Source organism: Rhizobium sp. NLR16a (assembly GCF_017948245.1).
Taxonomy (GTDB): domain Bacteria; phylum Pseudomonadota; class Alphaproteobacteria; order Rhizobiales; family Rhizobiaceae; genus Rhizobium.
Genome location: NZ_CP072867.1, coordinates 411,184 through 436,233 on the forward strand (window position 1 = coordinate 411,184; position 25,050 = coordinate 436,233).

Here is a 25,050-nt window from a genome sequence, read left to right on the forward strand (position 1 = left end):
ACGGGGGAGTAACACAAATGACCGGCATCCCGAATATCGACATCGAAGCCGACCGCGCAAAACCAAGCCACATGCGAACACCAGAGCCGAGAGGCTCAAGAAACCCGCTGCTCGTCGGTTTGATCCTCATGCTCCTGCCGGTGAATGCCGGCGTTCTCATTTATACGGCCAAGAACTCAGCCGATGTTCGCGAGAGCCGCGAAACCATCGCCGCGCTCAAAAGGTCCATTGATGGCCTGAGAGGACAAATGGAAAAGCAGTCGGGCAACATCGCGGATACTGCCAAGGCCGACGAAGTCGCACTGATCCGCCAGGAGATTGATAGCTTGCAAAAGTCCATTTTGTCGATGAACGAAGGGATGCGCAACGACATAAGCGGTGCACGCATGGGTTCAGCCTTGGTCCTCAGCGCGCCCGGCAAGGAACCAGCACAATTTTTCGCACCTTCGGTCCGCGCCCTGTCGGCGGAAACTCTAACGCCGGATAGCACTCTTGCGTCCATCGAAGCCGGCGGCATTCCAATCAATAACCTGCCGCGTTACGAACGCACGCTCTCGCCGGAAGGCAAGCTCATCCTTCGGAAGGCACGGTAAATACCGACTTCGCCGAAATCCCCAAAGCAATCGGTGGACGCCGCCAGGGGCGCCGTGCCGCTGCTCATATCTAGGGCGTTCTCATCTCGACGCAGATTGCCGATCGCTGAAGGATCGATTACCTCTGAGCATACTTCACACTGTTCTTCATCAGTTCGAGATTACGGGCAGTGACTTCGTTTCCGGGATCGAGCTCATAGGCTTTCAGGAAATAGCGTCTGGCAGTCCGCAGGTCGCCACGTAACAGGTGAGAATATCCGATATTGTTGTAGTAGACCGGGGTGTTGCCGATCATCCGCGAGAGTTGCTGGTAGGCGCGGTCGGACGTGTCAAAGCGGGCAACCATGTCGGCGGAGGCTGCCAGGCCTAGCCAGGCGGCCGGGTCTTCCGGAAAAACGTCGACGGCGCGCTTGTAGATGGCGTAGGATTTTCCGTAGTTTTTTTCCTGAAACTGCAGTTTGCCGTTGGTTATCAGCTCGTCGTTCTTGTAGAAGGCGACCGCCGAGTCGTCCTGGAGGGTTTTGGCACTGTCGCCGTAAGCAGCCAGACCATCAACGCCGGATGACTGGCAACCAGCCAAAATCGCTCCGGTCGCCAGCAAAAAGGCAATGCATTTCGTCCCAGCTCTGATCTGCAACATTGGCAATTTGATCCCCACCAGACATTCTTACCCAAGACTCGGATGCGTTCACCGGCATCATCATGAAAAAAAGCTAACAACTCAAGAATTTAAGCAATTACTCACAAAAAAGCGACGGAGGCGGCCTTCGCCGGGATTGCGCAATGGGTGATAAACCCCAGCTATCCAGGGTAGGTATCATGTGCCCAGTGTTTCTCAGAGTAGAAAATTAATCGACGTCGCCCACCCTGTTCGCCAGGTCAAAGGATGGAACGCCGCATGCGGATCGCCATTTTTTCGCTGATGCGACTGGGGCCAGCACTGGCCTTAGTCCCTGGCGCTGAGGATCTCGATCGTCCGCTCGTCGAATTTTCCTTGATAAAAACGATCGATCACCCGGTGGAAGGGTGAGTCGTGATCGCTGATCGCAGCAAACAAGGTCATCGAAGAGCGCAGCTTGATATCATCAGGCGAGCCGAGGATGTCATGAGCCGATCGGCCGTCGATCGATAAAATCGCCTCGACGCAGCGCAGCAGCCGGCTTGAGAGCGTGGGATCGGCGAGATAGGCAGCGGCTTCCCCGGCCGAGCGTATGGCGTATTTTTCCGCCATTGCCGAGGTGCCGAGACCAGTTATCTGCGGGAAGATGAACCACATCCAATGGGAGGTTTTCCGTCCGGCCCTCAGCTCGGAAAGCGCCTGCTCGTAGATGCCGTTTTGGGCATCGACGAAACGTTCGAGATTGTAATCGATCTTGCCGGCCATGGTTCTTTCCCCTTTTTGCTGTCAACGCAGCCTTGAGCCAGAGGTCTCCATGCCCGGCGAAGGAACGTCTCCCCGGCGAACAATGTCGCCCGGGGGTAGTCGACTTTGCTATCAGCAGACCCTTTCAGCATAAGGGCTACTGTCACGGCAATGGCCGTAAGGCTGATGGTGCGGCGTATCGTCAGGGGTGGCGGCAATGGCCGATGTCGTCACCGGATCCGTCTCGCTGGATGAATATGCGGCAAAACCGACAAAGCTCAAGACAACCAGCGCTGCGACCACGACGATGCGCTCGAAACCGGAAAGTTTCTGGGCGCTGACATGTTCCACATAGTCGCGCTCGCCTGGACCGGCAGTTTCGTCCTCTTTCACGTGGAGGGTCACCATGTCCTGGCGACGGCTTAAATTTTCACAATCTGTCATTTTTATTACTCCTGGAACACATGCGAGCCGGTCGAAGAGTAAACTCTCACCCTCGTGCCGAACCGGCTCGCCATGCGTGCATGCATGTGTGTCTTCAATCGTGGCAATTGAAGGGGCGATATTCAAACTCAGTGTTCAAAAATTCGTACCAATAAATGCAAAAGATCGTGAGGCTCTGGCCCGCTCGAATGATCCGGGTTAGTCCTAGGCGGCATCTCTCATCAGGACCGTCCCATGAGCAAATCCTTCGGTGCGATGTCTGTCGCCCAGCTTTCCGTTCTCATCCAGGGCGGTGTCGCCGATCCGGTCGATGTGGCCGAGACGGTATTCGAATCCATCTCGGGTTTTGCCGACAAGGCGGTCTTCACCACATTGCTCGAAGGCCGGGCGATGGAGGAGGCGCGCGCCTCCTCCAAACGTTTGCGGGAAGGCCGCTCGCTCGGTTTGCTGGACGGCGTTCCGATCGCCTGGAAGGATCTTTTCGACATTGAGGGCCTGCCAACGACGGCAGGGTCCGTCGTCCTGGCCGCCGATCCGCCCGCCACTCGCGATGCGGCGGTCGTCGGTCTCCTCAGGCAGGCGGGCATGATTGCCATCGGCCGCACCAATATGAGCGAGTTCGCCTTTTCCGGCCTTGGCATCAATCCGCATTACGGCACGCCGGTCAATCCGCGCGGCACCGATCTCCCGCGCATCCCCGGCGGCTCCTCCTCCGGCGCCGGTGTTGCCGTCGCAGCCGGGCTGGTGCCGGTCGCGATGGGCACGGATACCGGCGGGTCGGTGCGCATTCCCGCCGCCTTCAACGGGATCGTCGGCTATAAGGCAACATCAGGCCGTCATGCGATGGACGGCGTCTATCCGCTGGCAAAGAGCCTCGATTCGCTGGGGCCGCTCTGCCGCAGCGTCAGGGATGGCGTGTGGATCGATGCGGCGATGCGCGGCCTGACCGCGCCTGATGTCGTCGAGTGTCCGTTGCGGGGGCTGGAATTGCTCGTGCCCGAAAATATCGTTTTCGATGCGGCGGAACCGGGCGTTGTCGCTGCTTTCGAGATGGCTTTGGAACGTCTTCAAAGCGCCGGTGCCTCTGTTTCCCGCACCGTCATTCCCGCCTTCAGCGAAATCTTCGATCTGATGACGAGATATGGTCCACTGGTGACGGCGGAGGCTTTCGCCCTTCACCAGGAACGTTTGGCGGGGCCGGATGCAGACCGTATGGACCATCGCGTCGTCATGCGTACCCGCTTGGGAAGCAGGACAACGGCGTCCGATTACATCGCGATGCTGCAGGCGCGCAGCCGCCTGATCGCCGATACGAACCGCCTCATTGGCAATCGCCTGATCGCTTTTCCCACGGTCGCCCATGTCGCACCGCCGATCGCGCCGCTGGAAAAGGATGACGAACTGTTCTTCGCCACGAATAACAAGACGCTGCGCAATACCGCGCTCGGCAATTTCCTCGACTGGTGCGGCGTTTCCATCCCCTGCGGCACGGGCGTAGCAGTCATGCCGGTCGGTCTGCTGCTTTCGGCGACCGCAAATCGCGACGAGGCGCTGCTGGGGGCGGCACTTGTGGCCGAGGCGGTGGTCCGGGGCGATTTCGTCTGAAATTGGCAATTGAACCGCCCGGTGTTTATTGCCATTGATGGGTGAGGAGATTCTGGAGGAAGGCACGTGCAAGTTTTGCAGAACGGACGCTTCGCGGTTTCGACCTGGTCGCTGCATCGGCTGCTTGGCGCTGTTTATGCCTATAGCCCCGATCCTGATAAGAGTGCGGCGCCGAAAGAGCCCTACGGCCCCGGCGGCGCGGCGCTGATCGACATGCCGGCGGCGCTCGCGGCGCGCGATATCCACCGGCTGGAGGTCTGTTCTTTCCATCTGCCGAGCCTTGATGCCGCCTATCTAACTGAACTCAGCGACGCGGTGGCGTCGTCGAACGTGCTGTTCCAGACGCTACTGGTCGAGGACGGCGATCCAAGCCATCCCGAAACGGCCGAACGCGATGTCAGATGGATGGCAGAGTGGATCGATATCGCGGCTGCGCTTGGGGCGCAAAGGATGCGCGTCATCGCCGGCAAGCAGAAGCCGACGCCGGAAAACCTTGCCCGCGCCGCCCGCCATCTTGATTGGCTGGCAGAGCAGGCGGAACGCAGCGGCGTGCGTGTCGTCGTCGAGAACTGGTTCGACCTGCTGCCGTCACCGGTCGAGACGAACTGGCTGCTTGACCGGCTGGACGGCACGGTCGGGCTCAACGGCGATCTGGGCAACTGGACGGCGCCGGCCAAATATCAGGGCCTCGCCGATATCATGCGCCGGGCGGAAATCTGCCACGCCAAGGCGGACTATAACGCTGCGGGTCTCGATGCCGAGGATTACCGCAAGTGCCTGGAGATGTGCGAGACGGCCGGTTACGCCGGTCCTTTCACTGTGATTTACGACTCGCCGTTCTTCCCCAACGAATGGGACGGCATTCTGCTGCAAAAGGCGTTCATCGAGGATTTCCTGCATGAGACGCCGGCGCGCAGGTTGGCTTAATAAGCTTATTCCTGGCGCGGGAACCTCTGGCTCTCCTCCAGCACGTTCAGGTCCATGTGGTTGCGCATGTAGCGCTCCGAGGCTTTCTGCAGCGGCTGATAATCCCAGGGATAATAGGCACCATTGCGCAGCGCGGCATAGACCACCCAGCGGCGCGCCTGGCTTTCGCGCACGGCTGCGTCGAAATCGGAAAGGTTCCAGCGCCGGCCGGCCTGTTCGACAAGGCTTGCCAAGGCGTCGGCATGCGCCGGATTTTCCGCCAGGTTCTCGAGCTCGTGGGGGTCGGCCTCAAGGTCGAACAGCATCGGCGGGTCCTTTTCGCAGAGCGAGAGCTTGTATCGCCCGTCCCTAAGGCAGACGAGCGGCGCTTCGGAACCTTCCGCGGCATATTCCATCGGCACGGGGCCTCGGCTGCCGCCGCCCTGGGCAAGCGCTGCGAGATCCCAACCCTCGGTCCACGGTCTCAGTGAGGCGATATCGATCCCGACGAGGCCGGCGAGTGTCGGCGTCACGTCGAGGGTGGAGACGGGCTGGTCGATGCGCTTCGGCTTCCAGCCCGGTGCCGCAATCATCAGCGGAACGCGAGCCGAACCTTCGAAGAAGTTCATCTTGAACCAGAGACCGCGATCGCCGAGCATGTCGCCATGGTCTGACACGAACAGGATGATCGTGTTGTCGGCCATGCGGCTGCGTTCCAGCACGTCGAGAATCTCGCCGATCTTCTCGTCGACATAGGAAATGTTGGCGAAATAGCCGCGTCTTGCCCGCCTGATCTGCTCCCGACTGATGTCGAAAGCATCGTGGTCGCAGGCTCTCATCAGGCGCTGCGAATGTGGGTCCTGCTGTCCATATGCGATCGGCGCGACCGCCGGGTCGAGGGCCGGGCAATCCTCATAGAGATCCCAGAATTTGCGGCGTGCGACATAGGGATCGTGCGGATGGGTAAAGCTGACGGTCAGGCACCAGGGGCGTTCATCCTGGCCGCGCGAGAGATCGAAGAGCTTGCGGGTGGCGTGATAGGCGACCTCGTCGTCATACTCCATCTGGTTGGTGATTTCGGCCACGCCGGCGCCGGTGACCGAGCCGAGATTATGGTACCACCAGTCGATGCGTTCGCCGGGCTTGGTGTAGTCGGGCGTCCAGCCGAAATCGGCCGGATAGATATCCGTCGTCAGGCGCTCTTCGAAGCCATGCAACTGGTCGGGGCCGACGAAATGCATCTTGCCTGATAGCGCCGTCTGGTATCCGGCCGCGCGCAGATGGTGGGCATAGGTCGGGATGTCGGAAGCAAATTCGGCCGCATTGTCGTAGACGCGCGTCCGGCTCGGCAATTGCCCGGACATGAAGGAGGCGCGCGCCGGCGCGCAGAGCGGGCTTGCCGTATAGGTATTGGCGAAGCGTATCGAGCGCTCTGCCAGCGATTTCAGATGCGGCGCGTGAAGAAAATCGGCGGGGCCATCGGGAAAGAAGGTTCCATTCAGCTGATCCACCATCAGGATGAGGATATTCGGGCGCGCCATTTGAATTGCCTTTTGCTATTTGAAGATTTTATTGAAGCGTCTAATATCGCGCCTGTAAAGGCGGCTTTTTTCGATATCTGCCCAAAAGGATTTTTATGTCAGAACGGACGCCTGAGCTCGGATGGATGCGCCTCTTCGTCGAGGTGGCGCGGCTCGGGAGCTTTTCCGCGGCGGCAGCGCTTCTCGGTTTGAGCCAGCCGGCCGTGAGCTATCAGATCCGCCGGCTGGAAGAGCAGTTCGGCGTCAGCCTGCTGCGCCGCCAGCATCGTGGCGTCGAACTCACCGCGGAAGGCGAGCGGCTTCTCGAGGTGGCTGCCAAGGCGGTCGGCGACATCGACGCGCTCGCCCGCAGTTTCCGGGTCGAGGCGCAAAGACCGGTGGTCAGGCTGAGAACCGATTATGCTTTCTCGGCACTTTGGCTGATCCCGCGCATGGATGGCTTTCGCCTTCTGCACCCGGAAACGGATATGCAGATCGTCGCGACGCAGCGGCTTGCGGCCGGATTTCGCGACGAGGCGGATGTTGCGGTGGTTTTCGGTACGCGGGCGGAATTCGGCGCCGTCGGTACGCTTCTGCTGCCGGAAAGGGTCGTGCCTGTCTGCACACGCGGGTTTCTCGATCGCAATGGTCCTTTCGACGATCCGAGGCAGGTTGCCAAGGCGAGGCTGATCCATCTCGACGCGCCGCTGCCATCGCCCTGGTTCGACTGGCGCGGTTATTTTGCCGAACTTTCCGTCCAGCGTGACATCAATGCCGGCCGCGGCGACATCAGTTTCAATACCTATTCGCTCGTTATCCAGGCCGCACTAAGCGAGCAGGGCGTGGCGCTCGGCTGGATCGGCCTCGTCGATACGCTTCTTTCGGCGCACATGCTGCTGCAAGCCGGCCCGCAGTTGGAGGCGGCCGACCGCGGTTATTGGCTGGTGCCGCCGCAGTCTCCAAATGTCCTCAGCGAGAAGCTCTGCACCTGGCTGTCGGATGAGGTAGAGAGAAATGCTGAGTAGCGGTTGCATTTCTCCACGGGAGAAGCCTTGTCATCGGCGATGCCGATCGACATTGTGGGATCGAATTCATGAAGAAGGTGGCTGAAGCATGCGAACGATCGGATATGTCATCGGACTGCTTATGGTCCTGCTCGGCCTGATCTGGATTGGGCAGGGAAGCGGCTATTTTCCCTATCCGGCCTCCAGTTTCATGATCGCCCAAAAGATCTGGATGCTCTGGGGAGCAATTCTGGCGGCGGCGGGCATCGTCGTGATGGTCATCATCTCGCGGCGGCGCAGAGGATAAACTGCTGCCGCCGCTTGGCGGCAATCCGGCCGGAGACGGCCTGTCGAATGAGGAGAATGGCATGAGCGCAGCTGAAATCGATGGCTTTGCGGACCGGATCAGGAAGCACCAGGGCGGCATGATCTCCGCCTGGGTCGGCATCCCCGACGCCATGCTCGTCAACCACCTGGCGCAGGAAGCTTTCGATGCCGTCGTGCTGGATATGCAGCATGGCATGTGGGACATGCAGTCGGCGGCAAACGCCGTCGCTCAGACGCGTCTTGCCGGCAAGCCGGCCATCGCGCGCATTCCCGTCGGCGATTTTGCCTCCGCTTCGCGGCTGCTCGATGCCGGCGCCTCCGGTATCATCGCGCCGATGATCAATTCGGCCGAGGACGCGCGAGCCCTGGTCAGGACCACGAAATATCCGCCACTCGGCGAGCGCAGCTGGGGGCCGTCATTGGCGCTGAACCATACCGGTCTGTCGGCTGACGTGTATCTCAAGAGCGCCAACGAACTCACTGTCGCCATCGCCATGATCGAAACCCGCGCCGCTCTCGACGCGATCGACGGCATTCTCGGCGTCACCGGCATCGACGGCATTTTCGTCGGTCCTGCCGATCTTTCGATTGCGCTGTCGAACGGCGACCAGGTGGCGCCGAACGCCGCCGAAATCGACAGCGCCATGCAGCATGCCGTTGCTCGCTGCCGCGCCCACGGCAAATTCGCCTGCGCCTATGCCGGCGATGGCGAGCGGGCTGGCGAACTGCTGAAGTTCGGCTTCGACCTGGTCATTGCCGGTGCGGAGACCGTGCAACTGCGCGCCGGCGCCCGCCGTGCGATCAACGCAGCGCGCAGGATCGCTTCCGGCGGCTGAGCTCGTCTCAGCGGACCGGTTTGACCGCCAGCCAGATGACGTGGCGGGCGCCGCGCTTGCGGTTGGCGCGGGTGTTGACGACGTCGACAGAAAAGCCGCTGTCCTTGAGACGCCGTGTGAAATCCGGATCGGGGCCGGACGACCAGACGGCGAGCACGCCGCCGGGGCGAAGTGCGTCGCGGGTGGCGCGAAGGCCGTTAAAATCGTAGAGCCGGTCATTGGATTTGCGGGTCAGCCCGTCCGGGCCGTTGTCGACATCGAGCAGAATCGCGTCATAGCCTGCCTTGCCGGCACGGATCGCCTCGCCGACGTCGCCTTGATGGATGCCGACGCGGGGATCGTCGAGACAGCCCTTGAAGACCTCGGCCATCGGCCCGCGCGCCCAGGCGACGACGGCGGGCACGAGTTCGGCGACGGTGACGCTGGCATCTTCGGGAAGGACGGCGAGGGCGGCACGCAGGGTAAAGCCCATGCCGAGCCCGCCGATCAAGATTCGGGGCTTCGGATGCGCCGTGATCCGTTCCCAGGACAGCGTTGCCAGCGCTTCCTCCGAGCCGCTGAGGCGGCTGTTCATCAACTCGTTGGCACCGAGCATGATCGAGAATTCGCTGCCGCGCTGCTTCAGCCTGAGTTCGCCGTCTTCGCCGGGAATGGTCGCGGAATCGAGCTGAATCCAGGGCAGCATGACGGTTTCGCCTCACATGAAAGGAACCGTCCCCTAGCACAGGGCGAAGAGCGAGGCCAGCAAGCCGGCCTCAGATCATCCGCATGAAATGGTTCTGCTCCGCTTCGACGATCTCGTCCTGCGGTGCGGCCGAACGACGGCGGATATGTTCCACCTCCTCGGGCATCAAGCGCGCCTTCGGATCGTCGAAGCGGACATCGGGATCGGGCACTGCCGAAAGCAGCAGCCTTGTATAGGGATGCAGCGGGTTGTCGATCACCCGAGCGGTGCTGCCCCATTCGACGACCTGGCCGGCATACATCACCGCGATGTCCTCGGCGACGTAACGGGCAGTGGCGATGTCATGGGTGATGTAGAGCAGACCGAGATTCATCTCCTGCTTCATCTCGTTCAGAAGGTTCAACACGCCCAGGCGCACCGAGACGTCGAGCATCGAAGTCGGCTCGTCCGCCACGATCACCTCCGGCTTGACGGCGAGGGCGCGTGCAATGTTGACGCGCTGGCGTTGACCGCCGGAGAGTTCATGCGGATATTTCGGCGCGACAAGATCCGGGTCGAGCCTGACGCGCTGCAAGAGTTCCCGCACCGTCGCATCGATCTCGCTGCGGCGGATATCCGGCCTGTGCAGCTTCAGCGGCCGCTGTAGATGGTGGGCGATCGTATGCGCCGGGTTCAGCGAGGCGAACGGGTCCTGGAAAATCATCTGCACGGATCTGCGGTAGCGCGCGATCTCGTCCGCCCCGGCGCCTTCGACCGGGCGGCCCTTATAGAGGATCTGTCCTGCTGTCGGCTGATATTCGCGCATCGCCATGCGGGCGCAAGTGGTCTTGCCGCTGCCGGATTCGCCGACGAGCGCCAGTGCCCGGCCAGCATGCAGCGAAAAGGAGATCGAGCGGGCGGCATGGACGGCGGATGCGCCGTGGCCGAAGGTTTTGCTCACTTGGTCCAGGACGAGGATGGTTTCGCTCATAGCAGCACGCCTCCATGAAGCGAGGGGAAGGAAGCCCAGAGCTTTTTCGTATAGGCGTGCTGCGGTGTCTTGTAGATCGCGCCGGCATCGTTCTGCTCGACGAGCCTGCCGCCGAGCATGATGCCGATGCGATCGCAGAACTGCACCATCAACCCGAGATCATGGGTGATGAAAAGCACCGAGAAGCCGAAGCTGCGGCGCAGTTCGTTGATGCGCTGCAGGATCTCGCGCTGGACGACGACGTCGAGCGCCGTCGTCGGCTCGTCCATGACGACCAGTTTCGGATCGAGCGCCATGCAGATGGCAATGACGATGCGCTGGCGCATGCCGCCGGAAAACTGGTGCGGGTAGTCGCGCATGCGGTCCGGCGCGATGTCGACCAGTTTCAGCATCTCGGCGGTGCGCTCGCGGGCCTGCGCGCGGCTCATGTTCTTATGCGTGCGCAGCACGTCATAGAATTGCGTCTCGACGCGCAGCACCGGGTTCAGCGAATTCATGGCGCTCTGGAAGACCATGGCGACTTCGCGCCAGCGGAAGGCGGCAAGCGCCTGCCGGTCGAGGCCGAGCACGTCGCGGCCGTCGAGCAGGATGCGGCTCTCCTTGCGGATCAGCGCCGGCGGCCTGTGCAGGCGGCTGATGGCGAAGGCGATGGTGCTCTTGCCGCAGCCGGATTCGCCGGCGAGGCCGAAAACTTGGCCCGGCGTGACGTCGAAGCTGACGTCGTCGACGGCGCGGAAATCCTTCTCCTCGCCGATATAATCGATGGTGAGGTTCCTCACCGAGAGCAGCGGCTGCGTCACAGGCGGCCCTCCCCGGAGTGGACGAGCAGCGACCAGCGCTTCAGGTGATTGCCAGTGCGCAGACGCGGATTGGCGATCTCGTCGACGGCGAAGTTGAGGAGCGACATGCCGATGCCGAGGAAGGCGAGCGCGAAGCAGGGGGTGAGGATATCCCACCAGGCGCCGACCGAAAGTGCGGAGGCCTTCTGCGCATTATAGAGCATCGTGCCCCAGGAGATCGCTTTGGGATCGCCGAGCCCCAGGAATTCCAGTGTCGCTTCGGTGATAATAGCGAAGATGACGCTGCCGATGAAATTGATGCCGACGATGGATATGACGTTGGGGAAGATCTCGAATGTCATGATGCGCCACTGCGGCTCGCCCATCATCTCGGCCGATTTGACGAAATCCTTGTGTTTGACCGAGAGCGTTTCGGCGCGGGTGACGCGTGCGCCCCAGGCCCAGGAAGTGGCGCCGAGGATGAGGGCGATGACGAGCGGGCTTGCTTGGCCGATGAAGGCTGCGAGCACCAGTAGCAGCGGCAGATTGGGAACGACGAGCACCATGTTGGTGAAGAAGCTGATGATTTCGTCCGTCTTGCCGCCGCGATAACCGGAGATGATGCCGAGCGCTGTGCCAACGAGCGTGATCAGCAGCCCGGCGCCGAAGCCAACGGCAAGCGAGGTGCGGGCGCCGTAGAGCAGGCGGGCGAAGACGTCCTGGCCGATGCGAGTCGTGCCGAGCAGATGGTCGAGCGATGGCGGCTGGTGCGGCCTGCCGGTGCGGGCGGCCGGATCGTAGTGCGTCAGCAGCGGTGCCGCGATCGCGACGGCGATGATGAGAGCGATGATGACGAGGCCGATCAGCGCCTTGCGGTTTCGCAGCAGGCTCTTCATCTCACGCTCCCTTCAGCCGCGGGTCGAGCGAGATATAGCTGACGTCGACGATGAAATTGGCGATCAGCATGGTTGCTGTCATGATCAGGAGCTGGCCCTGGATGACGGGATAATCGCGGGCGAGGATTGCCTGGTAGAGAATGTTGCCGAGACCGGGATAGTTGTAGACGACCTCGGTCACCAGCGAGCCGCCGAGGATGGTGCCGATGGCGATGGCAAGGCTGGAGACGGTCGGCAGCAGGGCGTTGCGCGCCGCATACCAGAGCATCACATGCCGGTCGGAGAGGCCCTTGGCGCGGGCCATGACGATATAGTCCTCGCCGAGCAGGTTGATCATGTTGTTGCGCATGGTGACGGTGAAACCGCCGATCAGCACGGTGCAGAGGGTCACCATCGGCAGGATGCCGTGATAGGCGACGCTGCCGATATAGTGCAGGCTGAAGGCCGGATCGAGCGACGGATCGGCGGCATAGCCGTTCGGAAACCAGCCGAGCGTGAAGCCGAAGATGAAGAGCACGATCAGCGACGTCACGACGGCCGGTACCGAGGTCGCGAAGATCGCGCCGACGGAGACGATGACGTCGAACCTGCTGCCGCGCCGCCAGGCGGCGAGGATGCCGAGGAAGGTGCCGAGCGCGAAGCTGACGATCGTCGCCGTTCCCATCAGGCCGACGGTCCAGACGAGGGCATGGCCGAGAACCGAGGTGACCGGCAACGGGAAATACTTGATCGAGCGGCCGAGATCGCCGGTGAAGATGCTGCCGAGATAGGTGAGATATTGCTGCCAGAGCGGACCGTCGACGAAGCCGAAGGTCAGCTTCAGCGCCTGCAGGCTTTCCGGCGGCAATTCGGCGCCGGCGCTCGAAAACATGATCTGCACGGGATCGCCCGGCATCAGACGGGGCAGGAAGAAATTGATCGTCGCTGCCGCGGTGAAGGCTGCCATGTAGAAGACGAGGCGGCGAAGCAGGAAAGCCATGGGGACTCCGTCGTGAGCGGAGCGGCGTGACGCGCCGCTCCCGAGATCAATGCCTTACTTGACCGGCTCCAAGGCGAGCAGGTTCAAGAGGCGCGCCGGATTGGTGCGCGAGATCGACGGATTGACGAAGGGATTTTCCTTGGTCGACCAGCCGGTGAAACGCTTGGTGTTGTACTGGTACCAGTTCGGATTGTTGAAGACCGGAATGACAGGCATGTTTTCGGCGACGATGCGCTGCGCCTTGTTCATCGCTTCCTTCTGTTTGGCGAGGTCGGCGGTCTGGGTGAACTCGGTGACGAGCTTCTCCACATCCGGGTTGAACCAGCGCTGCGCGGTGAAGCGGGTCTTGCCTTTGTCCGAAGCGCTGAAGGCGCGCTTGTAGGGATAGTAGGGCGAAGCCGAAGCCGGCAGGCTGTTGATCGCCGCATCGAAGGTGCCGTTGATGAGGTTGCCGGTCCATACGGCTTCTTCAGGCGTTTCGATCTTGGCATCGATGCCGACCGCCTGCATGCCTTCGACGGCGATGTTGACGGTGTCGACCCAGTCCGTCCAGGAGTTCGGGACGATGATCGAGAAGGCGATCTTGCTGCCGTCGGAATTGTCGCGGAAGCCGTCGCCATCCTTGTCCTTGTAGCCGGCCTCGTCGAGCAGCGCCTTGGCCGCGTCGGCGTCATAGGTCGCGTATTTGCCGAAGTCGGCCTTGATGGAAGGGTCTGCCCAGCTCTTGTAGAGTTCACCCATCAGGCCGGGGTCTTCGTTCAGCGTCGGGTAGCCGTAGCCGGCGACGTCGATCATCGTCTTGCGGTCGAGCGCCATGCCGACGGCGCGGCGGAACTTCACATCGTTGAAGGCCTTCTTGTTGTTCTCGTTTGCGGTTTCCAAGTTGAACAGGAAGGCGACCATGCTGCTCGGCGAATACCAATAGTGGAAATGCGCCGGGTCCTTCGAGACATAGACATTGTCGATGTCGGGAATGAAGGAGACGCCCCAGTCGAGCGTGCCGTCGGCGGTTGCCGTCAGGATCTGATTGTTGTCGGCAAGCTGCGGAAAGCGCATGCAGTCGATCTTCAGATGCGCGTTGTCCCAATAGTTCGGGTTGCGGCACTGGTCGTAGGTCTGGCCGGTGAAGCGCGGCACCTCCGTCAGCGGGCCGCTGCCGACCGGGGTCTCGTTGGCGAAGGTGACGGGATCGGCGACGTCCTTCCAGACATGTTCGGGAACGATTGGCAGCTGCGAGATCTGCTCGGCGGCAAGCGAGCTCGGATTGGCGAGGGTGAAGCGCACCGTCTGGCCGTCGACGGCTTGGACGTCGGTGACGAACGTCCAGATGCTGACGAAATCGAGCGCCGGGAATTTCTTCAGATAGTCATAGGTGAACTTGACGTCGGATGCGGTCAGCGGCTTGCCATCAGACCATTTCAGGTTCCGGCGCAGCTTGAATTCGATGCTCTTCAGATCGTCGGAGAGCTTGAAGCTTTCGGCCAGGCGATAGACTGGCTTGTTGCTGTCGAAGCGATTGAAAATCACCAGCGGCTCGTAGATGAAGTCGAGCGTCGACTGGCGCGACGAAGTCTGGTTGAACGGGTTGAAGTTGCGAACCCAGGTGGTTGCCGGTTCGATATTCGCCGTCAGGATCGTCTGCGCCATGGCGGATCCCGAAATCAGCGTGAGTGCTGCGGCCCCAAGAAGATATTTTTTCATGTTCCATTCCCCTTCTTCTTATACGTGAAAAATGATGTGCCGGTCAGGCGGCCGGCACGCTGGCAAACATGTCTTCGACTTGCCGGTGAGCGGCGCGATAATCGATCTTGAGATTGCCGAGGCGGGCCTTGCCGGCGGCGATGCGCTTGAGAGCGGCGTCGGTCAGCGGGCGGGCGGCCTTGGCTGCGGCTTCGCTTTCCCTGACGTCACCGTGGCTGTGGAGGGCGATATCGAAGCCCGCGTCGAGCACTTGGGCGACGCGTTCCGGCAGGGTGCCGGAGAGCGACTGCATGAAGATGCAGTCGGATATCAGCACGCCCTCATAGCCCATCTCCTTGCGGATCAGGTCGTGCATAACAGGCGAGATCGAAGCCGGCAGCTCCGCGTCATAAGCCGAATAGACGACATGGGCGACCATGGCCCAGGGCGTATCCTTCAGCGTGACGAACGGCTTGAAATCGGTGGCGATGAGCGTTTCGCGGCTGGCATCGACCACCGGACGCTCCTTGTGGGAGTCGAGCGTGGCGCGGCCATGGCCGGGAATATGCTTCATGACGGGCATGTTGCCGGTCTCTAGCAGGCCGTCGACCACCTCGCGGCCGAGGGCGGCGATGAAGTCCGGATCGGGGCCGAAGGAGCGGGCGCCGATGACCGCGCTCGTCGTCTCGAAGACGAGGTCGAGAACGGGCGAGCAGCCGCTGGAAAGGCCGAGTTCCGTCATCATCGCGCCCATGGCCTGGGAGGACAGGCGCAGTGCCTTTTTGCCGAGATCGAGATCGCGCCGCGCCAGGTCGGCGAACTGGCCGAAGCTGCGGAAGAGCGGCCAGGGACCGGCGTCGAGGTGTTGGACGCGCCCGCCTTCCTGGTCGGTGAAGACAGGCGCATCGTCGCGGCCGACGGCTTCGCGAAAGCGCTCGATCAGCCGCCTCGTCTGCTCCGGCTCGCGCTGATTGCGCCGCCCGACGAAAAGGCCGAGCGGGTTGGTGTCGCGAAAGAGCGCGAATTCATAATCCGATATGATGGGATTCGGAAGCCCGACGAAAAGGGCAAGAGGGGTCGAGGACAATTCTGGAACTCCGGTATCAGATGGTCATTTCGGCGCGCTTCTGAGCATGCCTTCGTAAATGCCCTTGTCGGGGGCGGGGATAACGATGGCGCCTGCGGTCCTGGCGTAGAAGTCGACGGGGCCGGCATCGCCGATGAAGGCGTAGGCATGGCCGAGCGTCTTCATCGTCTGAAGGCAGGCGGAAAACAGCGCGAGGCCGATGCCCCTGCCGCGTGCTCCGGAATCGACGCCGGTCGGGCCGAAGAAGCCACGCGCCGTGGTGTCGTAGCAGGCAAAGCCAAGCAGCTTGCCGCCTTCGACTGATATCAGGCAGGCGACGGGCTGGCGGGAAAAAGCGACCGAAACCTCGCTCGCCCAATTCTCGCTGAATTGTTCGCGAACCCAGTTGACCACGAGGTGCAGTTCCGCAGGAAGAGCCGGACGGATGGAGGCGCCGACGACGTCAGCCCGCTCTTTCAGTTCGGCGAGCCTGGTGGAATATAAGCTCACAAGCAGGTCCGGCACCCGTCTCTCCTCTGGATGTTCCGTTATTGCGGAATATATCCCCTTTTAATGTCATAGACTTGGCCATCTCAGAAGGCTTGTCAACAGGGATTTTCTTGGACGCGACTGTTCTCGTTGCGGCCTCGACGTGCGGTATGGGTCCAATGCAAAACGGCCCGGAACAAGCCGGGCCGTTTTACATTTGCATCTGTTTGCCGATGCCAGCGCCTATTCGCCCTCTTGCCAGAGCGCGTGGAAATGCTGCACCGGACCGTGGCCGGAGCCGACGCTGAGCTTTCCGGCGGCTACGACCGCGCCGGCGAGATAGTCCTTGGCAGTGGCAACAGCCCCTGGCGTCGAGTCGCCTTTGGCGAGTTCGGCGGCCAGCGCGCTGGACAGCGTGCAGCCGGTGCCGTGGGTATTCTTGGTCGGCACGCGTCGCGCCTCGAACCAGTGCAGGCCGTCGGCAGTGGCAAGCACGTCGGGGCTTTCGTCACCGTCGAGGTGTCCGCCCTTGACCAGCACGGCGGCCGGACCAAGGGCGCGCAGCCGCTCGGCCTGGGCGGCCATCTCGGCCCGGTTTGTCGCGACCGGCTGGTGCAGAAGTGCGGCGGCTTCCGGCAGGTTCGGGGTGAGAAGCGTGGCAAGTGGCAGCAGCCGCCTGGTCAGCACGTCGACCGCTTCAGGTGCGAGCAGGGCGGCGCCCCCCTTGGCGATCATCACCGGGTCGAGAACGACGGGGATGCCACGCCGGTGCGCGAGGGCTGCGGCAACGGCCTCGGCGATGCCGGCATTGGCGATCATGCCGATCTTGACGGCGTCGACGCGCACATCGGCAAAGACGGCATCGATCTGGTCGGCGACGAATTGCGGCGGCACCAGATGCACGCCGCTCACCCCTTGCGTGTTCTGCGCCGTCAGCGCGGTCAGCACCGCCATGCCGTAGACGCCGCGGGCGGAAAAGGCCTTGAGATCGGCCTGGATGCCGGCACCGCCCGAGGGATCGGAGCCGGCGATGGAGAGAACGTTGCGGATCATGGGCGGACCTTTCGGATTTCTGCGGCGATGCGGCGCGTGGCCGCCTCGGGGTCCGGCGTGCCGGCGATGGCTGAGACGACGGCAAGCCCATTGGCGCCTGCGGCAAATACCTCGGCCACGTGGTTCGCCTTGAGGCCGCCGATGGCGACTGACGGCACCGGCGAAGCCTTCACCAGCCTTGCCAGACCGTCAAAGCCGATCGGCTGCTTGTGGTCGGCCTTGGTCGGCGTCGCAAAGACCGGTCCGACGCCGGCATAATCGACGAGACCAGGATCGACGGCCGTGGCAAGCGGCGCTGTCTCGACCGAGAGGCCGAGGATCATGTCGGGACCGATCATCGTCCGTGCCGTGCGCGCGTCCATGTCCTCCTGGCCGATATGCAGGCCGTCGGCACTTATGGCGATCGCCGCCTCGACATCGTCGTTGACGATGAGCAGGGCGCCGGTTCCCGCAAGCGCTTGTTTCAAGGCTCGGCCGGTCTCGATCATTCTGGTCGTGCCCGCATGTTTGTCGCGCAGTTGCACCATCGTGGCGCCGCCGGCAACGGCAAGGCGCGCGGTCTCGACCATGCCGATCCCGGCGCAGAGTTCGGGGTCGAGGACGAGATAGAGCGAAAGGTCGAAAACCTTCATACGGCCGAAATCCTTGCCCGGGCATCGAGCGTTTCGGCGTCCAGGGCTGACAGCGCATCGAGGAAACGCCAAGCGAAGGAGCCGGGGCCGGCCGCCCCGAGGGCGGCATCCTCGCCCGCGACGGAGAAGGTCGCAAGGGCCGCAACTGTCGCCCCGAACGTATCCTCAGGGGCGGTCGCGGCAAAGGCGCCGATCAGGCAGGTGAGCGAGCAGCCGAGTGCGGTGACCTGCGGCATCAGGACCGATCCGCCTTTGATGCGCACGGCTCTTTCACCATCGGTGACGAAATCGGCCGCACCGGTGACGGCGACCACCGCCCGCTGCCGCTCGGCGAGCCGCCGCGCCGAGCCTTCCGCCTGCTCGACCGGGTCGCGGCTGTCGACGCCCTGGCCGCGGCTCTCTCCGCCGGCAAGGGCGATGATCTCGGAAGCATTGCCGCGGATGATCGTCGGCTTCAGCGCCAGGAGATCGGCGACCGCTCCGCGGCGGAAGGCCGTCGCGTAATGCGCGACCGGATCGAGGACCCATGGTTTGCCGGCTGCGTTGGCGGCCCTCGCCGCCGTCTGCATGCCTTCGATCCATTGCGTCGAAAGCGTGCCGATGTTGATGGTCAATGCATTCGCGATGCCGGCGAATTCGCCGGCTTCTTCAGCGGCGTGCACCATGGCGGGCGAGGCGCCCGACGCAAGCAGAACATTGGCCGCGATGTTCATGGCGACATAATTGGTGATGCACTGGACGAGCGGCGGCTTTTCGCGCATCGCCTTCAGCATGGCTCCCGACGTGATCTTGTTTTGCATGGCGCCCCTTTCAGGCGGGGGCGGGCACGGGGCAATTCGTGCGGGCGAAACCGCGACCCCGAGCGACTCCCTCCGCCGGCATTATCCGGTTCAGGTTCGAAGGGTGCTTCTCAGCCCGTCTGTCGACGGGCGCCCCTGTCTCTCATCGCGCTCTTTTTCGCAGAGAACGGGGCGGATGTCATCTCGAAAATGAGGGTTCGGTACTCTCCTTGCGGCTGCGCTTTAGGCGTGAACGTTGCTGCTCAGGAATGCAATCCCGATCGCATCCTATCCGGCTAACTCAAATCGTGAAGATCCGTCGTAATCGCCGGCCCGATCGAAAACTCCGAAAACCGCACCCTCAACCCGCTGCGCTCCGGCGTGCAGGCCGCCGGCCCGACTTCATAGCGGTCGGCAGCCGGGAAGGGCGCTAGCCGCAGCAGCGGCCAGCGGCTGCCGTCGCGGGAGGCCTGGATGCGCATGGCGCCGCCTGCAACGGTGACGCGGATGTGGAAATCTTCGAGTTCCTTGAAGGGCTGGGACACCGACCAGTCGGATCTGCCGTCGGTGACGACGGCGCTGAGGAAGGCTTCGCCGTCGGTGAATTCGACGCCTGACTTCACCCAGCGTGTTTCGTCGAGGCGCACCATCAGGCCGGCCTGATCGTAGAGGGTGCGGAATTCGCCCTGGATGCGGATCTCGGCGGTGAAGCTGTCACCGGTGGGAAAAGCGAGGAAATGGCCGTTGTCGCGGGTGAAGCCGTAATAGGTTTCGCACCAAAAATCGGTTTTCTCGTCGGTCGTCAGGGTGAGGCTGGTTTCGTCTGCGCGCCAGCTGGCCGGCTCGTTCAGCCACTTTCCTTTGTTGAAATCGATGCTCATCCCGTTCTCCCGTTCTGTTGAAGCCTGACCGCAGGCGACCACCTGACTTTGGCATATCATGCCGCTTTCATGCAGCGCAGACAGCCGCAGATGAAGATGGTGCTTTTTCGGCGTCGCGCTATCCGCGGCTGCATAATCCGTCGCCCGCGCTTGACAGGATCGATCCAGTTCTTATTCTGTTACAAAAAGATGAATTGCATAATAATGGAACTAAACGGGAGCCATCACATGAAAACACTGGTCGCATTCCTGCTCGGTACCGCGCTCGTCGCCCTGCCGTCCGCCCTGCTTGCCCAGGAAAAGGGCGGCGTCATCAATGTCGCGACGATCGGCGAGCCGCCGACGCTCGATCCGATGTCGTCGACGGCTGATCTTGTCGGCATCGTCACCCAGCATATTTTCGAAACGCTCTACACCTTCGACAAGAGTTGGAACGTCACGCCGCTGCTGGCCGAAAGCCTGCCGGAGATCAGCGCCGACGGCAAAACCTATACGATCAAGCTGAGGACCGGCATCAAGTTCCACGACAATACAGACATGACGTCCGAGGATGTTGTCGCCTCGCTTGGCCGCTGGACGAAGATCGCCTCGCGCGGCAAGCAGGTGGCGGGCTTCATCGGCAAGATCGCCGCGACCGATCCTTCGACCGTCACCATCACCCTGAAGCAGCCCTATGCGCCGCTGACCTCGTTGCTCGCCTTCAACAATTCGGCGGCGATCATCATCCCTTCCGAAAAGCAGGACGAACCGATGAAGGAATTCATTGGCACCGGCCCCTATATGCTGAAGGAGCGCAAGGCCGACCAATATATCCAGCTCGTCCGCTTCGACGGCTATAAGTCACGCGAGGGCGACGGCAATGGTTACGGCGGCGCCCGCCATCAATATCTCGATGAAATCCGCTTCGTGCCGGTGCCGGATCCGAACACCCGCGTCGAGGCCGCCATTTCGGGCCAATATGATTATGTCGACTCGATCGCGGTCGAATCCTACGACAAGCTGAAGGCGTCGACTGCCTCGCAGCCGGTCATGCTGAAGCCCTTCGGTTATCCGGTCTTCGTCTTCAATACGAAGGAAGGTGTGGCTGCCAACGTCGAGGTCCGCAAGGCGATCCGCCAAGCGCTCAGCATGGAAGACATGCTGGCGGCAGCCTTCGGCAGCAAGGATTTTTATGCGCTCGACGGCGCCATCTACCCCAAGACCTTTGCCTGGTCGACGGATGCCGGCGTCGAGGGCGCCTATAATGTCGCCGATCCGGAAGGGGCGGCGGCTGCCGCCAAGAAAGCGGGTTACAACGGCGAGCCGATCCGCATCCTGACCAGCCGTCAATACGAGTTCCATTACAAGATGGCGCAGGTCGCCGCCGAATATCTGAAGCTTGCCGGCTTCACCGTCGATATGCAGGTGGTGGACTGGGCGACGCTGACGCAGCGCCGCACCGATCCGAAGCTCTGGGATATCTATATCACCCACAGCCCCTTCCTGCCGGAGCCGGCCCTCATCGGCTCGCTCTCGACTAGTTCGCCGGGCTGGTGGGACACGCCAGCCCGCAAGGCCGCCGTCGATGCCTTCACCTCCGAGGTCGACCCGACGAAGCGCGTGGCGCTCTGGGCGGATGTTCAGAAGGCGGTTTATACCGACGCGCCCTTCATGAAGATCGGCGATTTCAACGCCGTCTCGGCGAAGTCGGTCAAGCTCGAAGGAGTCGATCCGGCTCCCTGGCCGTATTTCTGGAACGCTTCGATCAAGAAGTGAGCATCACCGCCGGCACCGGTCCTTCGGGACCGGTACCGGTCATCTTTTCTGCCGCATCTGCAAGGGCTTGAAGGCCGGCATTCATGATCCGCTACATCCTCCAGCGCCTGTTCGGCATGATCGTCGTGATGTTTCTCGTCGTCACGATCGTCTTCGTCATCGTGCGTGTGACGCCGGGAGATCCGGCCGCCGTTATGCTCGGGCCGGATGCGACGCCGCAGGATATTGCCGATCTCCGAACCCGGCTCGGCCTCGATCAATCGCTCGGGTTGCAATATGTCTATTATATCGGCCAGTTGCTGAAGGGTGATCTCGGCCAGTCGATCTTCCTGAACATGCCCGTCACATCGGCCCTCATCGACCGGGCCGAGCCGACCTTCTTCCTGACGCTGTTTTCGCTTGCCATTGCCAGCGCCATCGCCCTGCCGATCGGCATCTATGCCGCCTATCGGCGCGGTTCCTTCATTGACCAGGCGGCAACGACGCTCGCCATGTTCGCCGCCAGCATTCCGAGCTTCTGGCTCGGGCTCATTCTCATGCAGTTCTTCGCCGTGCGGTTCAATCTCTTCCCGGTCTCGGGATATGGCGGCCCGGGCTCGACCTTCATCGACCGGATGTATCACCTGACCCTGCCGGCCTTTGCGCTTGGCATCGTCTCCTCGGCGTTGATCCTGCGCTTCACCCGCGCCTCGATGCTCGATGTGCTCGGCGACGATTATATCCGCACGGCCCGCGCCAAGGGCTTGATCGAGCGCAAGGTCATCCTCAAGCACGCGTTGAGGAATGCGCTGATCCCGATCCTGACGGTGCTCGGCCTGACGGCGGCGGTGCTGATTTCGGGCGCTGTTGTCACCGAAACAGTCTTCGGCCTGCCGGGTGTCGGCAATCTCGTCGTTTCGGCGGTGTTGCGCCGCGATTATCCCGTCATCCAAGGGGCGCTGCTCGTCATCGCCGCGCTCTATGTGCTGATCAATTTTGCGATCGACATGCTCTACCTGCTGGTCGATCCGAGGGTGCGCTACTGATGGCCGATATCGCAATCAAACCAGCCGAAAGCGAAGGCGGCAAATTCGTCCGCCGCCTGATGAAGCGCAGGACGGTGGCCTTCGGCCTGCTGATCCTGGCGATCTTCGTGCTGCTGGCGGCCTTCGCGCCTGTAGTCGCGCCCTATTCGCCGTCGAAGCTTTCCATCGTCAACCGACTGAAGCCGCCGAGCGGCACCTTCTTCTTCGGCACTGACGAGTTCGGTCGCGACGTCTTCTCGCGCACGATCTTCGCGGGCCGCCTGTCGCTGTTCGTCGGGGCTGCGGTCGTCGCGCTTTCGGCCGCAATTGGCGTCACGCTCGGCCTGCTCGCCGGCTTCTTCCAGAAGCTCGATACGCCGATAGCCCGGCTGATCGACGCGATGATGGCTTTCCCCGATATTCTGCTGGCGATCGCGCTGGTCGCCGCCCTCGGCCCGTCATTGACGACCGTCATCATCGCGTTGTCGGTCGTCTATGCGCCGCGCCTTGCCCGCATCGTGCGAGCCTCGACGCTCGTTATTCGCGAGCTGCCCTATGTCGAGGCGGCGAGGGCGCTCGGGATTTCGACCTTCCACATCATGACGCGGCATGTGCTGCGCAATCTGCTGTCGCCGATCCTGGTGCAGGGCACATTCCTCTTCGCCAGCGCCATGCTTGCCGAGGCCGGCCTGTCCTTTCTCGGCCTCGGCGTCAGCCCCGAGATCCCAACCTGGGGAACGATGATCGCCGCCGGCCGGCAATATATCGGCCAGGCCGACTGGATGACGCTTTTCCCCGGCGTCGCGATCGTTCTCTCGGTGCTGTCGCTGCAGATGGTCGGCGACGGCCTGAGGGACATGCTCGACCCGAGACTTCGCAAGGACCTTTGATCCGTCGACCAGCGGTCGGCCAATCCAAATTCGCCAATCGAAATTCGCATGACAGGAGTTCGCGTGAATCAGTTCCCCGCCGCAGCCGGCAAGGTCGAGAATTCGCCTTACCAACGGTTAGCCGCTCTTGGCATAACGCTGCCGCCGCCGCCACCGCCGATTGCCAATTTCGTGACGCATGTGGTGGAAGGCAGCATGCTCTATCTATCCGGCCAGGGGCCGCGCGAAGCCGATGGCTTCCTGCATGCCGGCAAGGTCGGCGGCGGCGTCGGTGTCGACGAGGCGTACCGGCATGCGCGGCTGACCGGCATCAACCTGCTTGCCGTCATGCATGAGGCGCTCGGCGATCTCTCGCGCGTCAGGCGGGTGGTCAAGCTGCTCGGCATGGTCAACGCCGTACCCGAGTTCGAGGACCATCCGAGCGTCATCAACGGCTGTTCCGACCTGTTGATCGCGGTCTTCGGAGCGGCAGGCGAACATGCCCGCTCGGCCGTCGGCTTCGGCTCGCTGCCCGGCAATATCACCGTCGAGATCGAGGCGATCGTCGCTTTGCATGGATGACGAGGTGTGTTTTCATGTTTGGAGTGGTCTTCGGATGACCTTTTCCTATCTTAACCCGCGTCCGTTCTCCGGCTGTTCGACACTGCCGGACGACCGCCCCATGTTTCGCCCTTCGCCCCAGACTTCCGGAGATCTTCATGCCCGATGATATCAGACCTTCGCTCGGCCTTCGTCCCGTCATCAATGTGTCCGGCACGATGACCAGCCTTGGCGCTTCGATCGTCGTTCCCGAGGCGATCGCGGCGATGGCGTCCATCCTGCCGCACTTCGCCGAGATCAACGACCTGCAGCGCAAGGCAAGCGGCGTCATCGCCCGGCTGACCGGCGGCGAGGCGGGCTTCGTCACCGCCTCCTGCTCGGCCGGTATTTCGCTTACCGTCGCCGGTGCGATCACCGGCAACAATCTGCTGGCTATCGAGAGGCTGCCGGATGCCGTGTCTGAGAAGAACGAAGTGCTGGTGCAGATGGGCCATGTGGTCAGCTACGGTGCGCCCGTCGACCAGGCAATCCGGCTTGCCGGCGGCAAGGTCGTGCTTGTGGGACAGGCGACTTCGACCCATCGCTTCCATATGGAAAACGCCATCACCGACAAAACCGCAGCCGCCGTCTATGTCGTTTCCCACCACGTCGTCGATTACGGCCTCTTGAACCTCAAGGAATTCGTCGAGATCGCCCATGCCAAGGGGGTGCCCGTTATCGTCGATGCGGCATCGGAATATGACCTCAAGATTTTCCTGGAGCAGGGGGCTGATATCGCGCTTTATTCCGGCCACAAGTTTCTCGGCGGCCCGACCTCCGGCGTCGTTGCCGGCAGGAAGGATTTGGTGCGCCATGCCTTCCTGCAGAATATGGGCATCGGCCGCGGCATGAAGGTAGGCAAGGAGAGCATTTTCGGCGTCATGGCGGCGCTGGAAGCCTGGGAAAGGCGCGACCATGCCGGCATCCGCGAACGCGAGACCGGCTATCTCAATCTCTGGAAGAAGACCCTCCAGGGTCGTCCCGGCGTCACCGCGCTGATCGAGCCCGACCCCACCAACAATCCGCTCGACCGTCTGCGTCTCATCGTCGATCCCGAACAGGCCCATATCACCGCCTGGGATCTGGCCGATGCGCTGGCGAGAGGCAACCCGCCGATCATCGTGCGCGACCACGAGGTGGAGCACCGCTATTTCTATCTCGACCCCTGCAACCTGCATCCGGGCCAGGAGGTGATCGTCGCAAACCGTCTTGCTGAGGAGCTCGACAAGGCGCGCGCCTCCAACGAGATCATCGCAACCCCGATCGAAAACCGCAGCCGGCACCGCTTCGACGGATTGCTGCGCTGGCCGGATTGACCCGCCGTTCTCATCCGCC

27 protein-coding genes and 1 riboswitch are annotated in these 25,050 nt (G+C 62.3%); of the genes, 11 read left to right on the top strand and 16 right to left on the bottom strand.

The annotated features are described in order from the left end of the window. Positions 1–17: 17 nt before the first annotated feature. Positions 18–593 (top strand): hypothetical protein, encoded by a 576-nt coding sequence (locus J7U39_RS24180; protein ID WP_210632340.1) that lies wholly within the window; start codon positions 18–20, stop codon positions 591–593. A 118-nt stretch (positions 594–711) separates the two neighbouring features. Here the strand turns inward: J7U39_RS24180 and J7U39_RS24185 are convergent, their stop codons facing one another. The 3 genes from J7U39_RS24185 to J7U39_RS24195 all read right to left on the bottom strand — a co-directional run bounded on the left by J7U39_RS24185 (position 712) and on the right by J7U39_RS24195 (position 2,364). Further along, on the bottom strand, positions 712–1,233 hold the full coding sequence (locus J7U39_RS24185; protein WP_097600785.1) for a tetratricopeptide repeat protein: 522 nt from the start codon (positions 1,231–1,233) through the stop codon (positions 712–714). A 306-nt stretch (positions 1,234–1,539) separates the two neighbouring features. After that, on the bottom strand, positions 1,540–1,977 hold the full coding sequence (locus tag J7U39_RS24190) for a DUF1810 domain-containing protein (protein WP_210632341.1): 438 nt from the start codon (positions 1,975–1,977) through the stop codon (positions 1,540–1,542). Positions 1,978–2,088: 111 nt separating this feature from the next. Next, positions 2,089–2,364, bottom strand: a complete 276-nt coding sequence (locus tag J7U39_RS24195) for a hypothetical protein (protein ID WP_210632662.1) — start codon at positions 2,362–2,364, stop codon at positions 2,089–2,091. 270 nt (positions 2,365–2,634) lie between these two features. Between J7U39_RS24195 and J7U39_RS24200 the strand changes: the two genes are divergently transcribed. Next, a complete protein-coding gene (locus J7U39_RS24200) occupies positions 2,635–4,005 on the top strand; it encodes an amidase (RefSeq protein ID WP_210632342.1) in 1,371 nt (456 codons plus the stop codon). Between the two features lie 66 nt (positions 4,006–4,071). Next, positions 4,072–4,932, top strand: a complete 861-nt coding sequence (locus J7U39_RS24205) for a TIM barrel protein (RefSeq protein ID WP_210632343.1) — start codon at positions 4,072–4,074, stop codon at positions 4,930–4,932. A 5-nt stretch (positions 4,933–4,937) separates the two neighbouring features. Here the strand turns inward: J7U39_RS24205 and betC are convergent, their stop codons facing one another. Then, positions 4,938–6,452 (bottom strand): choline-sulfatase, encoded by a 1,515-nt coding sequence (gene betC, locus J7U39_RS24210; protein ID WP_210632344.1) that lies wholly within the window; start codon positions 6,450–6,452, stop codon positions 4,938–4,940. A 95-nt stretch (positions 6,453–6,547) separates the two neighbouring features. Here betC and J7U39_RS24215 point away from each other — a divergent pair, with 95 nt between their 5' ends. From J7U39_RS24215 to J7U39_RS24225, 3 genes are all read left to right on the top strand, one after another. Then, entirely contained in the window at positions 6,548–7,456 is a 909-nt protein-coding gene (locus tag J7U39_RS24215; RefSeq protein WP_210632345.1) for a LysR family transcriptional regulator, read from the top strand. Between the two features lie 88 nt (positions 7,457–7,544). Continuing rightward, positions 7,545–7,742, top strand: coding sequence for a hypothetical protein (locus tag J7U39_RS24220; RefSeq protein ID WP_210632346.1), 198 nt, complete (start codon positions 7,545–7,547; stop codon positions 7,740–7,742). A gap of 61 nt (positions 7,743–7,803) precedes the next feature. After that, positions 7,804–8,598 carry an aldolase/citrate lyase family protein gene (locus tag J7U39_RS24225; protein WP_210632347.1) on the top strand — a complete coding sequence of 265 codons (795 nt, stop codon included), beginning with the start codon at positions 7,804–7,806 and terminating at the stop codon, positions 8,596–8,598. A gap of 7 nt (positions 8,599–8,605) precedes the next feature. Here the strand turns inward: J7U39_RS24225 and J7U39_RS24230 are convergent, their stop codons facing one another. The 12 genes from J7U39_RS24230 to J7U39_RS24285 form a co-directional block, all read right to left on the bottom strand. Then, positions 8,606–9,283: a hypothetical protein gene (locus J7U39_RS24230; protein WP_210632348.1), complete on the bottom strand. Its 678-nt coding sequence runs from the start codon at positions 9,281–9,283 to the stop codon at positions 8,606–8,608. A gap of 70 nt (positions 9,284–9,353) precedes the next feature. Next, positions 9,354–10,253: an ATP-binding cassette domain-containing protein gene (locus J7U39_RS24235; RefSeq protein WP_210632349.1), complete on the bottom strand. Its 900-nt coding sequence runs from the start codon at positions 10,251–10,253 to the stop codon at positions 9,354–9,356. Continuing rightward, a complete protein-coding gene (locus J7U39_RS24240; RefSeq protein ID WP_210632350.1) occupies positions 10,250–11,053 on the bottom strand; it encodes an ABC transporter ATP-binding protein in 804 nt (267 codons plus the stop codon). The genes J7U39_RS24235 and J7U39_RS24240 overlap by 4 nt, the downstream gene beginning before the upstream one ends. Further along, positions 11,050–11,928: an ABC transporter permease gene (locus J7U39_RS24245; RefSeq protein ID WP_210632351.1), complete on the bottom strand. Its 879-nt coding sequence runs from the start codon at positions 11,926–11,928 to the stop codon at positions 11,050–11,052. The genes J7U39_RS24240 and J7U39_RS24245 overlap by 4 nt, the downstream gene beginning before the upstream one ends. A gap of 1 nt (position 11,929) precedes the next feature. Next, positions 11,930–12,907, bottom strand: a complete 978-nt coding sequence (locus tag J7U39_RS24250) for an ABC transporter permease (protein ID WP_210632352.1) — start codon at positions 12,905–12,907, stop codon at positions 11,930–11,932. 54 nt (positions 12,908–12,961) lie between these two features. Next, on the bottom strand, positions 12,962–14,608 hold the full coding sequence (locus tag J7U39_RS24255; RefSeq protein WP_210632353.1) for an ABC transporter substrate-binding protein: 1,647 nt from the start codon (positions 14,606–14,608) through the stop codon (positions 12,962–12,964). 43 nt (positions 14,609–14,651) lie between these two features. Then, a complete protein-coding gene (locus J7U39_RS24260) occupies positions 14,652–15,674 on the bottom strand; it encodes a glycoside hydrolase family 3 N-terminal domain-containing protein (protein ID WP_210632354.1) in 1,023 nt (340 codons plus the stop codon). A gap of 24 nt (positions 15,675–15,698) precedes the next feature. Beyond that, complete coding sequence (locus J7U39_RS24265; RefSeq protein WP_210632355.1) at positions 15,699–16,178, bottom strand: GNAT family N-acetyltransferase; 480 nt, start codon at positions 16,176–16,178, stop codon at positions 15,699–15,701. Between the two features lie 207 nt (positions 16,179–16,385). Then, complete coding sequence (gene thiD, locus J7U39_RS24270) at positions 16,386–17,195, bottom strand: bifunctional hydroxymethylpyrimidine kinase/phosphomethylpyrimidine kinase (RefSeq protein ID WP_210632356.1); 810 nt, start codon at positions 17,193–17,195, stop codon at positions 16,386–16,388. Next, a complete protein-coding gene (gene thiE, locus J7U39_RS24275) occupies positions 17,192–17,827 on the bottom strand; it encodes a thiamine phosphate synthase (RefSeq protein ID WP_210632357.1) in 636 nt (211 codons plus the stop codon). Before thiE ends, thiD begins: the two co-directional genes overlap by 4 nt. After that, positions 17,824–18,627: a hydroxyethylthiazole kinase gene (gene thiM / locus J7U39_RS24280; protein ID WP_210632358.1), complete on the bottom strand. Its 804-nt coding sequence runs from the start codon at positions 18,625–18,627 to the stop codon at positions 17,824–17,826. Before thiM ends, thiE begins: the two co-directional genes overlap by 4 nt. A 50-nt stretch (positions 18,628–18,677) precedes the next feature. Beyond that, a riboswitch (TPP riboswitch) is annotated at positions 18,678–18,774 on the bottom strand. Positions 18,775–18,902: 128 nt separating this feature from the next. Then, a complete protein-coding gene (locus J7U39_RS24285; RefSeq protein ID WP_210632359.1) occupies positions 18,903–19,487 on the bottom strand; it encodes a DUF1349 domain-containing protein in 585 nt (194 codons plus the stop codon). A 228-nt stretch (positions 19,488–19,715) separates the two neighbouring features. Here J7U39_RS24285 and J7U39_RS24290 point away from each other — a divergent pair, with 228 nt between their 5' ends. The 5 genes from J7U39_RS24290 to J7U39_RS24310 all read left to right on the top strand — a co-directional run bounded on the left by J7U39_RS24290 (position 19,716) and on the right by J7U39_RS24310 (position 25,031). Continuing rightward, positions 19,716–21,242, top strand: coding sequence for an ABC transporter substrate-binding protein (locus J7U39_RS24290; protein ID WP_210632360.1), 1,527 nt, complete (start codon positions 19,716–19,718; stop codon positions 21,240–21,242). Positions 21,243–21,325: 83 nt separating this feature from the next. Beyond that, a complete protein-coding gene (locus J7U39_RS24295; protein WP_210632361.1) occupies positions 21,326–22,267 on the top strand; it encodes an ABC transporter permease in 942 nt (313 codons plus the stop codon). Beyond that, on the top strand, positions 22,267–23,136 hold the full coding sequence (locus J7U39_RS24300) for an ABC transporter permease (protein ID WP_210632362.1): 870 nt from the start codon (positions 22,267–22,269) through the stop codon (positions 23,134–23,136). Before J7U39_RS24295 ends, J7U39_RS24300 begins: the two co-directional genes overlap by 1 nt. A 48-nt stretch (positions 23,137–23,184) precedes the next feature. Next, complete coding sequence (locus tag J7U39_RS24305; RefSeq protein WP_210632363.1) at positions 23,185–23,697, top strand: RidA family protein; 513 nt, start codon at positions 23,185–23,187, stop codon at positions 23,695–23,697. Positions 23,698–23,834: 137 nt separating this feature from the next. After that, positions 23,835–25,031 (top strand): aminotransferase class V-fold PLP-dependent enzyme, encoded by a 1,197-nt coding sequence (locus J7U39_RS24310; protein WP_210632364.1) that lies wholly within the window; start codon positions 23,835–23,837, stop codon positions 25,029–25,031. Positions 25,032–25,050: the final 19 nt, after the last annotated feature.

Bases quoted from the DNA above. Each gene is read 5' to 3' on its own strand.
- J7U39_RS24180 (WP_210632340.1), top strand. From the start codon at position 18: ATGACCGGCATCCCGAATATCGACATCGAAGCCGACCGCGCAAAACCA.
- J7U39_RS24185 (WP_097600785.1), bottom strand. From the start codon at position 1,233: ATGTTGCAGATCAGAGCTGGGACGAAATGCATTGCCTTTTTGCTGGCG.
- J7U39_RS24190 (WP_210632341.1), bottom strand. From the start codon at position 1,977: ATGGCCGGCAAGATCGATTACAATCTCGAACGTTTCGTCGATGCCCAA.
- J7U39_RS24195 (WP_210632662.1), bottom strand. From the start codon at position 2,364: ATGGTGACCCTCCACGTGAAAGAGGACGAAACTGCCGGTCCAGGCGAG.
- J7U39_RS24200 (WP_210632342.1), top strand. From the start codon at position 2,635: ATGAGCAAATCCTTCGGTGCGATGTCTGTCGCCCAGCTTTCCGTTCTC.
- betC (WP_210632344.1), bottom strand. From the start codon at position 6,452: ATGGCGCGCCCGAATATCCTCATCCTGATGGTGGATCAGCTGAATGGA.
- J7U39_RS24215 (WP_210632345.1), top strand. From the start codon at position 6,548: ATGTCAGAACGGACGCCTGAGCTCGGATGGATGCGCCTCTTCGTCGAG.
- J7U39_RS24220 (WP_210632346.1), top strand. From the start codon at position 7,545: ATGCGAACGATCGGATATGTCATCGGACTGCTTATGGTCCTGCTCGGC.
- J7U39_RS24225 (WP_210632347.1), top strand. From the start codon at position 7,804: ATGAGCGCAGCTGAAATCGATGGCTTTGCGGACCGGATCAGGAAGCAC.
- J7U39_RS24230 (WP_210632348.1), bottom strand. From the start codon at position 9,283: ATGCTGCCCTGGATTCAGCTCGATTCCGCGACCATTCCCGGCGAAGAC.
- J7U39_RS24235 (WP_210632349.1), bottom strand. From the start codon at position 10,253: ATGAGCGAAACCATCCTCGTCCTGGACCAAGTGAGCAAAACCTTCGGC.
- J7U39_RS24245 (WP_210632351.1), bottom strand. From the start codon at position 11,928: ATGAAGAGCCTGCTGCGAAACCGCAAGGCGCTGATCGGCCTCGTCATC.
- J7U39_RS24250 (WP_210632352.1), bottom strand. From the start codon at position 12,907: ATGGCTTTCCTGCTTCGCCGCCTCGTCTTCTACATGGCAGCCTTCACC.
- J7U39_RS24255 (WP_210632353.1), bottom strand. From the start codon at position 14,608: ATGAAAAAATATCTTCTTGGGGCCGCAGCACTCACGCTGATTTCGGGA.
- thiD (WP_210632356.1), bottom strand. From the start codon at position 17,195: ATGATCCGCAACGTTCTCTCCATCGCCGGCTCCGATCCCTCGGGCGGT.
- thiE (WP_210632357.1), bottom strand. From the start codon at position 17,827: ATGAAGGTTTTCGACCTTTCGCTCTATCTCGTCCTCGACCCCGAACTC.
- thiM (WP_210632358.1), bottom strand. From the start codon at position 18,627: ATGCAAAACAAGATCACGTCGGGAGCCATGCTGAAGGCGATGCGCGAA.
- J7U39_RS24285 (WP_210632359.1), bottom strand. From the start codon at position 19,487: ATGAGCATCGATTTCAACAAAGGAAAGTGGCTGAACGAGCCGGCCAGC.
- J7U39_RS24290 (WP_210632360.1), top strand. From the start codon at position 19,716: ATGAAAACACTGGTCGCATTCCTGCTCGGTACCGCGCTCGTCGCCCTG.
- J7U39_RS24295 (WP_210632361.1), top strand. From the start codon at position 21,326: ATGATCCGCTACATCCTCCAGCGCCTGTTCGGCATGATCGTCGTGATG.
- J7U39_RS24300 (WP_210632362.1), top strand. From the start codon at position 22,267: ATGGCCGATATCGCAATCAAACCAGCCGAAAGCGAAGGCGGCAAATTC.
- J7U39_RS24305 (WP_210632363.1), top strand. From the start codon at position 23,185: ATGACAGGAGTTCGCGTGAATCAGTTCCCCGCCGCAGCCGGCAAGGTC.
- J7U39_RS24310 (WP_210632364.1), top strand. From the start codon at position 23,835: ATGCCCGATGATATCAGACCTTCGCTCGGCCTTCGTCCCGTCATCAAT.